Origin of the sequence: Geitlerinema sp. CS-897 (assembly GCF_028368005.1) — a bacterium.
Lineage (GTDB): Bacteria > Cyanobacteriota > Cyanobacteriia > Cyanobacteriales > Geitlerinemataceae > Baaleninema > Baaleninema simplex.
Map to the genome: position 1 here is coordinate 1 of NZ_JAQNCQ010000360.1, position 12,667 is coordinate 12,667.

The 12,667-nt window shown below is 54.2% G+C and carries 11 protein-coding genes; 6 read left to right on the forward strand and 5 right to left on the reverse strand.

What is annotated here, in order from left to right; all coding sequences use genetic code 11:
• Positions 1–137 precede the first annotated feature (137 nt).
• Positions 138–404, forward strand: coding sequence for a hypothetical protein (locus POG22_RS22695; protein ID WP_498907228.1), 267 nt, complete (start codon positions 138–140; stop codon positions 402–404).
• Between the two features lie 29 nt (positions 405–433).
• Here POG22_RS22695 and POG22_RS22700 read toward each other — a convergent pair whose 3' ends face one another.
• The 3 genes from POG22_RS22700 to POG22_RS22710 form a co-directional block, all read right to left on the reverse strand.
• Entirely contained in the window at positions 434–1,564 is a 1,131-nt protein-coding gene (locus tag POG22_RS22700; protein ID WP_498907229.1) for an AI-2E family transporter, read from the reverse strand.
• A gap of 72 nt (positions 1,565–1,636) precedes the next feature.
• Positions 1,637–2,701 carry a lipase family protein gene (locus POG22_RS22705; RefSeq protein WP_498907230.1) on the reverse strand — a complete coding sequence of 355 codons (1,065 nt, stop codon included), beginning with the start codon at positions 2,699–2,701 and terminating at the stop codon, positions 1,637–1,639.
• 52 nt (positions 2,702–2,753) lie between these two features.
• Positions 2,754–3,506, reverse strand: coding sequence for a WecB/TagA/CpsF family glycosyltransferase (locus POG22_RS22710; RefSeq protein WP_498907231.1), 753 nt, complete (start codon positions 3,504–3,506; stop codon positions 2,754–2,756).
• Positions 3,507–3,751: 245 nt separating this feature from the next.
• Between POG22_RS22710 and clpS the strand changes: the two genes are divergently transcribed.
• Positions 3,752–4,066: an ATP-dependent Clp protease adapter ClpS gene (clpS, locus tag POG22_RS22715; RefSeq protein WP_498907244.1), complete on the forward strand. Its 315-nt coding sequence runs from the start codon at positions 3,752–3,754 to the stop codon at positions 4,064–4,066.
• Positions 4,067–4,224: 158 nt separating this feature from the next.
• On the opposite strand, the gene POG22_RS22720 is transcribed toward clpS, so the two are convergent.
• A complete protein-coding gene (locus POG22_RS22720; RefSeq protein ID WP_026097453.1) occupies positions 4,225–4,743 on the reverse strand; it encodes a phycobiliprotein lyase in 519 nt (172 codons plus the stop codon).
• Positions 4,743–4,925 (reverse strand): hypothetical protein, encoded by a 183-nt coding sequence (locus POG22_RS22725; protein ID WP_498907232.1) that lies wholly within the window; start codon positions 4,923–4,925, stop codon positions 4,743–4,745. Before POG22_RS22725 ends, POG22_RS22720 begins: the two co-directional genes overlap by 1 nt.
• Positions 4,926–4,942: 17 nt before the next feature.
• Here POG22_RS22725 and POG22_RS22730 point away from each other — a divergent pair, with 17 nt between their 5' ends.
• From POG22_RS22730 to recJ, 4 genes are all read left to right on the forward strand, one after another.
• Positions 4,943–8,545 (forward strand): peptidase, encoded by a 3,603-nt coding sequence (locus POG22_RS22730; RefSeq protein ID WP_498907233.1) that lies wholly within the window; start codon positions 4,943–4,945, stop codon positions 8,543–8,545.
• A 347-nt stretch (positions 8,546–8,892) separates the two neighbouring features.
• Positions 8,893–9,462: a DUF3611 family protein gene (locus POG22_RS22735; protein WP_017659481.1), complete on the forward strand. Its 570-nt coding sequence runs from the start codon at positions 8,893–8,895 to the stop codon at positions 9,460–9,462.
• A 359-nt stretch (positions 9,463–9,821) separates the two neighbouring features.
• Positions 9,822–10,274 carry an STAS domain-containing protein gene (locus tag POG22_RS22740; RefSeq protein ID WP_498907234.1) on the forward strand — a complete coding sequence of 151 codons (453 nt, stop codon included), beginning with the start codon at positions 9,822–9,824 and terminating at the stop codon, positions 10,272–10,274.
• Positions 10,275–10,333: 59 nt separating this feature from the next.
• The gene (gene recJ, locus POG22_RS22745) at positions 10,334–12,643 is read left to right on the forward strand and encodes a single-stranded-DNA-specific exonuclease RecJ (protein ID WP_498907235.1); all 2,310 of its coding nucleotides are present in this window, start codon (positions 10,334–10,336) and stop codon (positions 12,641–12,643) included.
• Positions 12,644–12,667: the final 24 nt, after the last annotated feature.

The window sequence follows — 12,667 nt, forward strand, 5'->3', positions numbered from 1 at the left end:
ACTGCAAATCAATTCATAGAAAGGATGGTTATTCGTATGCCTGAAAGAGTCATAAGATTGACGGCGGCTAAAGCCGCACGTTCGTTTTTCCTCCCCCGGCTAAAGCACGGGGGCTTCCAAACGTATCGGAGGTTACCGTGATGCGGCTGTACGAATTTGCCCTCGATGCGTTTGAAAAAGCCCTCCATCTCGAACCGCGCGATCGCTGGGCGGTCAGATCTCGTCACACTGCGGAAACGGCGATCGCAGGTTGGCGAGAAATCTTGGGGCGAGTGCGTCCGTGCCACGCCTGCAAGTACTACCACGGTGACGACGACGTTCGCTGTGCGCCGCATCCCTTCGATCGCGAAACCCCAACCTGTCCCGATTGGGAACTGTTTCGACACGCCGAGGATCGCGTCTAGAACGGGAGTCTAGCGATCGCTGCGAGATCTCAATTCCAGGGATCGTCGATCGCATCAGAAGGATTGGCCCGTTCCAAGGCAGCTACCTGACGGGAAATCTGACGCTGAGGACGGCCAGACCAGCGATCGAGAACGTCTTTAATAAACGCTTCCTCGATCCAAGTTTTCGTCACCACAGCCAACGGGAGCGCCAAAATCAGCCCCAACAACCCTAAAAACGTGGCGAAGAAAATTTGCGCCGTCAACGTCGCCGCCGGAAGCAAAGACACCTGCTTTTGCATCACCATCGGGCTGAACCAGTAGCTTTCCAGGTTTTGAATGACCAAATACAAAATCAAAACCGCCAAAGCTTTTAAGGGCGTATCCAATAGCGCCACAGACACGGGAAACACCACGCTCATCGTCGGGCCGATATTGGGAATAAAGTTAAACGCACCCGCCAGGAGCGCGTGAGCGAAGACAAATTTAACTTGCAACGCAACTAAGCCGATGGCGCTGAGACTCGCTACGAACAGGGAGTTGATGACGATTCCCCCCATCCAGTTGAGAAGAGAGGTTTCGCAAGCAGTGAAGATTTCATCGGCGCGACGTCGGTAAAACGAGGGAAACAGCCGAATCGTCATGTTGCGATAGGACGTGGGACTGACCAGAAACATCACCGTCAGGACGACGACGAGGAGCAGTTGCAGTAAAACGGCCAGAGAGTTCGAGAAAAAGGTAAAGAAGTTTCCGAGTAGATCTCCGGCCAGCGGCCCGACTTGGCGCGTGAAATCGGAGAAGTCGGGTAAGTCGATTTCCTCGAGTTTCAACCATGTGGGGGGATTCTCGAGGACGCCGTCGAGCCACGCGAGAAACCGTTGCAACCCCACGGGAACCAGTTCGAGGAGTTGTTGGAACTGCTCGACGAACGGCGGAACCACGAGTCCGACAAACAAGATGCCAAATAACAAAACGAACAGCAGCGACAGCAACACCGCTTTTCCGCGACCGATCTCGATGCCGCGACGGATTCCGAACTGCTGAATCCAGCGCACGAGACTGTTGAGGGCGATCGCTAACACCATCGCCGTAAAAACCAACAATAAAATTTGACGAAACTGCCAAATTATGGTAACGGATATGATAAAACCGATGACGGCGATCCAATCCCCAAGTTTCACAACGTTGACTCCTCACATTGAACGATCGCACCGAAAATTGACGGGATTTGCTTTGAAAATACTCCAAAACCGCTATCCCGTCGCGATGTTGTTATAGGACGTAACGTCAGTTTGTTCGATTTGGCGATCGATCGCAGCTCGGTAGGCAGCGAGTTGGTGGTTCGGACTCATATCTCCCGTTTGATTGAGAAACGACCATTCCTGGCCGACGTGGAGGTACACTTGTTTCCCTAAGACCGTTGGCGGTAGTGTAGGGGTTACGTCGGCGATGTTGACGATGCGGTAGGTATTGGGGACTAACTCGCTGTAGTATTTGGCAAAGATCGGGTCGCCGACGCGAGGAGTTCCGTAGGTGTAGGCTCGCAGTCGATCGCGGCGATCGCTAAAGGATTCGGCAATATCGATCGCGGCGAGAACCGCTAACGCTCCCCCAAGGCTGTGTCCGGTAAAGTAACAGGGTAAATTCGGATCGAGAGAGCCGACGACCGCTCGAACTTGTTCGTCGAGGGTTTCCTGGTAAATGTCATTAAACCCCTTGTGGACTCGACCGGGACTGATATCGTAAATCCGATAGTATTCCTGAGAGGCATCGAGGTTTGCAATCCACTCGTCGAGTTCCTGAGTTCCGCGAAACACGACAATGTGGTGTTGGGGAGACGTTAAAACAAATCCGTAGTATACCTGTCGGATTTCTGGAACCTCCATCTCCTTCAAGACGTGCTTTTTGATTTGTTTTTCGAGGAAACCCGGTTCTCGTTCCGCTTTGAACGACGCCACCTGTCGGTAAGCCTCAAATTCCTCCGTATAGCTCTCGAGTTGGGAGATCGCGCCGTCGTACTGCAAGGCATCCTGTAGACTTTGCTCGGCTTTGAGATACTGTTCGGTTCCCAGACGACAGCAACGCACGAAAAAACTCGACAACGCGCGATCGTAGGGAACCTCCGGAGGGGTGAGGGTGACCGAATCGCGGACTTCTAACAACCGTTCGAGGGGAGTCTCTTCCTCGAACCCCAGATCGGCTTTACCCTCAGAGGTGTCTTCGGCCATGCGATCGCGCAAGTAGTTTACCGTAACGCTCGTCGCCGCACCGGCCACTAACCCCGCAATCAACATTTGCCGACGATTCAATTTCGCCATCGTGTCCCCCTCGCCCGTCACAGTTTGAATCCGTTGCCAAAAGGCTAGACGGTTAAAAAACTTTACGCTGTCCGAAATCGCCCAAAACCTTGAAGGCAAACTTCGGCAACGCTAACATTCGCCGCCAGCGCCAAGGCTCTTGATAGAGGCGATACGCCCATTCTAGATGGTTGTTTCCCATCCAGTCCGGGGCGCGAGTTTTGACACCGGCCCAAATATCGAAACTTCCGCCGACGCCGATCCAAACGGCATTGGGGCAGAGATGGCGGTGTTCGACAATCCAGAGTTCCTGACGGGGAACGCCCAACCCGACCAACACGACATCGGGTTGTTTCTGTTGTAACTCGCGGGTCAAATCTTGTCGTTCCTCGTCGGACAAATAGCCGTGTCGCACCCCGACGAGATTTAAGTTTCGATACTGTTGTTTGAGGGTCTCGGCGGCCTGTCGAACGACCTCCGGTTTGCCCCCGTAGAAAAAGACCGATCGCGACGAGTCGAGTTGTGACAGTAGCGTTTGCGCCAGTTCGATCCCCGGACAGCGTTTGACGCGGTGTCCCAACAGTTGTAAATAGAGAACGACACCCGCACCGTCGGGGATCGACAGTTCGGCTCGAGCGATGGCGTTGGCGAGGGCGGGGTTGGTTTCGGCTTGCATCGTCATTTCCGCGTTGAGGGTGACGACATGGGTACCGAGATGTCGGTCGAGTCGAGAACGCAGCCATGCCACGTAATCGGGATAGAGATGCACGGGCATTCCCAACACGCTAACGGTATCTAAGGCAGAAGTGTCTAGAGTTTCTGACATAGCTTCGAGAGTCCCAAAGGCGCGATCGCACGCGGATCGATTGCGGAGTCTAGTTTACCGGGTTGCTGCAAGGTTCAGTGTGAATTTCGAGGAACTTTCAAGGGACTTTAATAGGTTTCACCGCCAGAGCGATCTAATTTTCCTCACGAAGTCCGGGTTGTTGTTAAAATTTGCAAAAGCGAATTTCAACGTTCCGCGAATCGAGCGATCGCATTGACCCCTACTTTGGAAAATTCATGACTGTCATGCAGTTCGCCGTAGCCAGTCCTACCACCGCACCGACCGTCGCGCCAGGCCGGTCGAGTCAAGTTAAGCGCAAACATTATCCAAACTACAAAGTGATCGTGTTGAACGACGATGTCAACACGTTCCAACACGTCGCCGCCTGCTTGATGAAATACATTCCCCAGATGACGAGCGATCGCGCCTGGGAACTGACCAATCAAGTTCATTACGAAGGTCAGGCGACCGTTTGGGTCGGTCCCCAAGAACAGGCCGAGTTTTACCATATGCAGCTGAGCCGCGCCGGCCTCACTATGGCACCGATCGAACCGGCGTGATGGAAAGCAGGGGAGCAAGGGAGAGAGGGAGAGAGGGAGAGAGGGAGAGGGGGAGCAACTGTTACCTGTTAACTATTCTCACTGCTCACTGTTCACTGCTCACTGCTCACTGTAAAAGGCTGGTGACTGAAACACTGCTCACTGCTCGCTGCTCACTGTTAAAGTCCCATGCGGATTTCAGAACAGAAGGACGCGTAGCGATCGCCGTTGGCGTGTCGGACGACGCTAGTGCGCTCTCGGAGGTTGGGACTGACGAACCACAGCCGTTCCTCGGACTCGAATTCATCGGCACGAGCGAATAGGGTTAACGCGTCGTCAGTTCCGAGGACGAACTCTCCCGTGACGGGGGCGGCGTTTTGATGTTCGGACCATTGCCAAAATTTGCCCGCGTTGGCTCGATCGCCGTCTGCGACGAACACCAGCATCGTCGAGCCTTTGTGCGGGCTGGCGGAAGTGCCGACGGTGCCTTCCCAGCGGGAACGAAACGCGCACAACACGCGATCGCTCGAGAGTCCCACTGACTGACACCGATCGATCGTCGCGCGATCTTCCGTCGGTAGGCGATCGATCCATAAATCCGATTTTCCTGCCTCTAACTCCCGAGGAGGAACGGCGTGACTGGTTCGCTGCGAAAACCACTTTCCCGCACACTGGTCGATAAATTCGAGAACGTCCATTATCCTGTCTTAACTCTTGCTTGCGATCGTCCTTCAAACGGACAAATGACCTTCAGATATCTTACGCGATCGCTCGACCCTCCCGAATTGGCGATCGCACCGAACGCCACCGCAATAAATCGTAAAAATCCAAACTCTCGAATCGGATAAGATTTGGGAGTATCTCGATCGCAGGGTGTCATCGACCCTCCGCAAGCCTATGCCAACTGCGCTCGATCGATTTTGGGAACTGGTCTGGGGAGCGTTAAACCTCGACCCCGAGGCGTTTGAAGCCGTTAACACGCTACCCTCTGGCACGACGGTCGCGATTCTCGTCGTTCTCCTGGCAGGGTTGTCCCAAACCCTCGGACAGTGCGTCGTCTTGTTCGTCAACCGCATCAAACCCTTTCGCTTCGTTCTCAGCGTGGCGATCGCCGCCGTGTTGTTCGCCGCCAGTTACGGCGGATGGGCCTTGAGTACCTGGCTCGTGGCGAACCTGTTGCTGGCAGAGCGTCTCGCCTTCGCTGACGTGGCCGCGACTTTGGCGTTGAGTTACGCGCCCCAACTGTTGGGTGTCGCGGTGGGACTGCCCTACCTCGGCGTTCCCATCGGGATTCTATTATCCTTGTGGACATTGCTCGGTACGATAACCGCCCTTAAAGTCATTAGCAGTCTGGGGACGTGGTGGGCGTTCGCCTGCGGCGGTGCGGGGTGGTTGGTGTTGCAACTCCTGCAACGGACTGTCGGCCGTCCGATCGCCGCTTTCGGTCGCTGGCTGACTGACTGGGCGGCCGGAACGCAACTCGTGACCGACCCTCGAGAACTCGAACAGCTCGTTCTCGCTGGACCGCCGATGCCCTCAGACCTCGATCGCGCGGTAGAATTCGTCCGGGCGCAGCAGCGATCGAAACCCCTGCGCTTCGATCCCTGGAAACTCTTTCTCGTCCTGGCCGTCACAGTATTCGCGTTAACTTTACTGCTGTCTCCGAGTTCCCAAACTTGGCTCGCGAGTACCTACAACGCCCTAGACCGAACGGTCAAACTGGCGATCGACCTCGGGACGATCTTTATTCTCGGATTGCTCGTCTCCATCTTGCTCACGCCCCTCGAAGCGCTAACCTGGTGGGCGGGATGGTACGGTCGAGAACCTCTGAAGTCGGGAACTGCCGTCGAAAAACCGTCCCCCCGTACTGACATTGCTCGTTACGTTCTCTATCTCGACGGCATCAACCAAGGCACTTACGAATATTTGCCGGAAGTCGAACGACTGCTCGACGATTTAACAGAGGCACTCCCGTCGAACGTTCTCCTAGTCAAAGGTATTATTTCTTATTCCGTCACCAACCGACCGATCGGTGAAGGAAGCCTGTTTTCTCTGTGGTGGCGCGTTGTCGAATCGCTGACGCAACGCAACCCCGCCAACCCGATCGGTTTTGTCGTCAACGCCCGAAATATAGTCGCCGTCGCCGTTTCTGCCGATCCTCGCTACGGCCCGATTCAAAATCAGGGTGTGGCGCAAGTCCTCTTCGAGAGTCTGTTGCGTTACGGATATCCCATCGGAAGCCGAACGCCGATTACACTGATCGGATACAGCGGCGGCGGTCAGATGTCGATGGGGGCGGTGTCGTTTTTGAAGCAGGCGACGCAAGCTCCCATCGAGGTAATTTCTCTGGCGGGGGTCATCAGCGGCAATACGGGAGCGATGACGGTCGAACGGCTGTATCACTTGGCTGGCGAGAAAGATTTCGTCGAAAAGTTGGGGGCGACGATCTTTCCCGGTCGCTGGCCGCTGGCGTTCCTCTCGAACTGGAATCGGGCGAAACGTCGCGGGCGCATTGCGTTCGTGTCGTTGGGAGAGGTGGGTCACAACGGCGAAACCGGGCCGATGGGGACTCGGGCGAAGCTGGCGGACGATCGCACGCACTTAGAGCAAACGATCGCTATCGTAACGGGAATTTTGCTGAAAGATTGGACGCGATCGGGTTTGAATCCCGACGATTTCCGTACCGTCAGCAACTACGAACGGTATTGTCAGGCGGCGTTTAACCGACCGGACTTTTACCCGGTCAACGTTGCCGTACCGGGCGATCGCTACCGGACGATCGCCCCTTGGGTGGGACGCTTGATTTTACCCGATCGCGATCGCCGCCTGTCTGGGGGCGGGGTTTGGCTGGAAGTCCACTGCGCCCCGCCGGAGTTTGCCCATCTCGTCGGACGGACGATCGCCTTACATTGGCCAGAGGAGGACGAAACGGTCAGGGCTTACGTGCAACGGGTGACGGAAACTGTACGGTTTATCGATCGCACCCGCGTCAGCCAGCGTCAGGGGAACGTCCATCCCACTCGCCTCGACGGGTGGACGGCGGTGGGGCCGCTGGAATCTCTGGCGGGATCGCATCCTGACGACGACGTTCTCGTGGGGTTGTCGGAGGCGATCGTCGTTGAAGAAACCGACGGTGAGGTGAGGTTGACGATCGATCGCGACCCGGTTCGAGTGTCGGGACGGTATTACGGCCTCGTGCAGTTCGTCGAGTCTGGGGAATCCTCAAGCGGCGATCGCGTTATGGTACGCCACTACAACCGCGATTCGGGGACTTTTGACGGCGTGGAAGAGGTGGTGTGCGTTCCTGCTGTCGTCGACGATCGGCGAGGGGTGTTTCCATCGTCGAATCGGGGGTTAGACTGTTCTCGAGTTAACGAAGACGGTTGGTATATCTACGGTGCGCCGGAGGTAACGGGAACGTTTGTCGTCACGGCGATCGCGCCCCGTCGCTTGTTTGCGCTACCGGGCGATCGCGTCGTCAGCGGCGAAGACGCCACCCTCGAATTTATCGATCGAGAATACTGGCAAGATGCTAAGGCGTTGAAAGGACGGGTTCGCACGGTCGATCTGTTACCCGCCGATCGACCGATGACCTGGCAGGAGGGCGATCGCGCGTTGGTCATGCACTTGTACGGTGGCATTGGTGGTAAAACCCCCGATTTCGCCCCGATGGGCATTTACTTCGGGCATTTTGCCTATGGCGTGGCGCAGGTGGTACGGGAACCGCTGACGGACGAGTTACGCTTTGACATCGAATACCACCAAATTTACACTCACAATCCCGACGGACTGATTGCGGGGCGTGTGGCGTGGAACTGCTACGCGGGCGATCGTCAGTGGGGATGGCTCGGTTGTCGTCCGATTTGCGATACCCTCGTTAAATTTCCCGCCCTGACGGAAGATTACGATTTCGACGGAATGCGGTTTTCACCGTTCGATCGCTTGGTGCGAGAGTTGGACGTGATGGGGGCGCGATATCGCGTTGGTGACGGAACGGGAAATACGTTCGTGTCTGCGGTGAACTCTTGCGTTCAGGACTCGTCCCAAGCGTTGTATGTGGCGCTCGAACGGACAGTGGCCGAAATTAAGTTAAACCCTAATATAGTGAAGTGGCTGCGCGATCGCCCCGAGAGTCCCCAGACTCAGCGATTTTGTCAGTTAGCGACTTTCGTGGCCACGTTAGAAACCGAACTAGCGCCCCTCGGAAAAGTCCGCCCCGATTGGAAATACGGTCGATCGAGCTTGGGACAGTATCCCGAAGAAACGCCGTTGAAGTCCCTCGCTAATGTTTTGGCGAGTTGGCGAACGTTGTTACCTCGGTTGGCACACGATCGCATGGCGTTAATTTTTCTACAGTTGGGGGCGTCGCTGCAGGTACAGCAGTCGTTCCAAGTCGGCGGTTTCGACCCCGACATCGAACCGCTCGCCCCGACCGATTTTCAGCACCGCATTCCCAAACTTATCGAACCGGAAGGACTTTTTAAAACCGGCGATCGTTGAAGTCGTTTTTTGAAATGAACTCTCCAGATACTAATGATTTTTTGTCGATCTTGGTGTGTTTTTATGTGATTTAATGGGAAAATCTCAAAAATGTAAATTCATAAAATTGAAGTCTCTGCAACGAATTAAGCTGTTATTGAGTTTCGGTTTCGCTCGATTCAGTCTACCTCCAAATTATATTTTAAAATTATATATTTGCAAAAAATTATGATACACTTTATCTAACTTTAAAAAATATTAAATATTTCTATAATTTTTTAAATTTAAATCAATTTAAGCAAAATTTTAAAAAACAAATAACGTTTTACTGAAAAGATGAATGACACTTTACGATCGACTAAAAGACCATGAATAAAATCGCGATCGCCTTTCGACGTGGAGGATGGTTAGGGTTATGCTTGCAAACTATTCTCGGCATTATTCCCATTCTGATTTTAGTATTCGTATTACTCTTTCGCAGCAGTGCCGGACGCAGTAACTTTATCGGAATTGTCTTATCGTACGCGTGTTTGCTCGTTTTGATATTTACCATTTACTGGTGTTATCGATACATTCAAATGGCAGAAAAACTTGACGATCCCGAACGGTGTCCCCCCAAACCTGAAGTCGTGCGGTGCGTTTGGATCGGCATCGTGGCGAACGTCATTGGAGCAGTATGCGGCGTTCTGGTGAACTTGGGACAAGTCGGACGGCTGCTGTTTCGGGTGTTGTCCGTCCCCCAAGGGGGTTCGACGATCTCGACGCCGGGCCAAGGATCGGCCGTGTTCAGTCAAGGTGCGGGGATCGCCCCCTTAGAAATTGTGGGATTGCAGGCGAGTATCAACATCGTAGCCGCCGAATTAGTGGGAATTATCGTCGGAGGATGGTTGCTGTATTCCCTATCGTCGCGATCGCCATCTCGATCGACGCGATCTTAAATCCGGTTTTTCGGTCTTGTTTTTTAAAGAGTTTGTAAAAACCGTTCAAAGTTTGCGTGAGCTAGACCGAGTCCGTCCGAGTTTCAGGATAGGATCGGAGTACTTCCTCCCCAAAACACGGGTTGAGTTCGCAAAAAACAGCACGATCCGGGTTTGGAGGTAGCCCAGCCCGTTCGTCTGCTGCGATCGGAGCCTGTTGAGGTTACAGCGAGCGATCGCGATCGCAGGTGGCGTCCGTCGAGCATCACGTCAAGCAACTCTGCACGATCGCGCCGACGTTGGATTTCAATTACTGAGCTTCAGCGCGAAACCTGAAATAGTAAGATCGTTCGGCATATACAGGAACACCGAAAGCGGCGATGGCGATTGTACTTCGACCTCACGGTAAGCTAGACGCTCGAGGCGCGGCAAAACTCCGCCGAAAGCTCCAATCTCTCGTAGCGTCGAGTCCGAAAAACCAAACGACTTGGATCGTGGATCTCTCTGACATCCGGTCGATCGATCGCAACGGCTTGACCGCTTTAGTGGCCTTGCGTCGTTGTGCGAGTAAAGCCAATTGCAAGCTCGTATTGCGAGATATCTCAGAATCCGTGCGATCGCTGTTGCAAGTCGCCCACCTCGAAAGCAGTTTCGAGATTCGCCAAGGTAAATCGCCAGACAACACCTCCGAGTCTCGGCCGAACCCTTCACCATTGACACCAGCGGCCGATATCTCCAAACTCCCAACCGAGCGATCTTCCCCACCGACGATCGCGTCACAACCGACATCGCTAGAAGTTCGCGACTCGTATTCAATAGAGTTGGAAACTTAGATTAAAACAAGGCTCATGAGAGGAAGTGGACGACGCGGGGGAAGTGATATAATCATGCCATGTCAGCCCCCCCAAAAATTTGGCATCGCATCCCAAACGAAGCTCCACCACCGGAGTTTGTTCGATCGCTTCAAAAGTATACCGTTGGTCGGTGCGAACGCTTGGCAGTTCTACTTTGGAATCGATCCGTCCGAGACCCCGAAGCGTTACCGGGATTCCTCGACCCCAAGCAGTACCGAAGTACTGACCCCTTTGAGTTTGCTACAGAAATCCGGCGAGCCGTCCGTCGTTTGAGGGAGGCGCGATCGCGCAACGAACGGGTGGCGATTTGGGGCGATTTCGACGCCGATGGCGTGACAGCAACGTCGGTATTGTGGGAAGGTCTAGGGCAGTTTTTCGATCGCGATCGGCAACTGTCCTATTTCGTCCCCAACCGGTTCACTGACTCCCACGGCTTAAACCGACGGGGTATCCAACGCCTGGCCGATGAAAAAGTCGATCTTATCGTCACCTGCGACACGGGAAGCACGAACCTCGAAGAAATTCAGTTCGCCGCCGAGTTGGGGATCGACATTATCGTCACCGACCACCATACCCTCCCCGAACGGCGGCCGCCGGTCGAGGCGATCGTCAATCCTCGCAACCTTCCCGAAACCCATCCGCTCTATCATCTGTCAGGGGTGGCGGTGGCCTATAAACTCGTCGAAGCTCTCTATCAAACCCTTCCCGACATTCCCCAACAGCCTCTCGAAGACTTACTCGATTTAGTGGCGATCGGTTTAATTGCGGATTTGGTCGAACTCAGCGGCGACTGTCGCTATTTAGCGCAAGTGGGTCTCGAGAAGCTCCAACAGCAGCTAACCCATCCCACCCGTCCCGGCGTGGCGGAACTGCTAAAACGCTGTAAGCGCAGTGGCGATCGCCCCAGCGACGTATCTTTCGGGATCGGACCGCGCATCAACGCCGTCAGCCGCATTCACGGGGACGCCAGCTTTTGCATCGAGTTACTCACCAGTCGCGACGTCAGACGCTGTCAGAAATTCGCGCAAGATGCAGAACTGGCCAACACGCGACGCCAGGAACTGCAACGACGAGTCAACGACAGCGTCAGAACCAAACTCGCGCAATTAGACTTATCGACCACCAGCGTTATCGTGTTGAGCGATCCCCAGTGGGAGGTGGGGGTGTTGGGATTGGTGGCCGGTCAAATCGCCCAGGATTACGGTCGTCCTACGATTTTACTCCGTACCGAAACCACGGGAGAACAGCCGATGGCTAGGGGATCGGCGCGATCGGTCGATCGCATCGACCTCTACCGCCTCGTCAAATCTCAAGACCGTCTCCTACATCGTTTCGGCGGCCATCCCTTCGCGGCGGGGTTGAGTCTTCCGGTGTCGAACCTGGACTTGTTCGCCGAAGCCATCAACCGAGAACTGGCGCAACAGTTGGGACGAACGGGTGGGGTGGCGTCTCAACAGCGAATCGATCTGACGGTGACGGTGGCGGAGTTGGGACGAGAGTTATTTAAAGAGTTGAAATATCTCGAACCCTGCGGGATGGGAAATCCCGTCCCTCAGTTGTTAGTTCGCGATTGTTGGTTCGAGGAGGTTTGGAATAAAAACCTGCGCGATAGTACGGGAAAAACGGTCAAGTACATTCGCACCTTTTTTAAAATTTGGGACGAAACCGCAGAAACTGGATTTCCCGGCGTTTGGTGGGGACATTATCAAACCGAAGTTCCAAAAGGACGCTGCGATGCGGTGGTAGAACTGGATTTTAACGCCTACGAAAAACGCTATGAAGTTCGGTTAATCGACGTGCGATCTGCCTTAGAAAGACAGGCGGCGGAAATCGTGGGAACACCGGAATTTCGCCTTCTCGACTGGCGCGTTAAAGCAGAAATTCCCCAGCCTCACCCGCCGTTATTGGAAACCTGTCCGAGTAGTTGGGAACAGCTCGAACGCTGGTTTCACAAAGTTCGCCAAGAGGTGGGATCGACGGGAGAATTTGCCCTCGCTTATTCGGAGCCGGAAGCCGTTTTACCGGAGGAGATTTTTAGGCAGTTGGTAGGAATTGCGAAATATTTAAGTCGGACTCAAAAATGGGTAGAGACGGCTAAAATTCGCGATAAGTTAGGATTGAGCGATCGAACCTTAGCGTTAGGTTTTTTGGCACTGCGCGATGTGGGATTTACGGCGATCGCGCGTCAAGATACCGTTCGAGTTCGACCGACTCAAGTTTTAGAGAATAATGTGGAAGATAGGGGGGCGATCGACCGTTTTTTAGACGCCATCCGTGAAGAACAATTTCGCTGTAGTTACTTCACCAAAGCCTCCCTTTCAACGATTCGAGACGTAGTGGCGTTTTGAATTTTCGTTTTTTCATCGTATAGC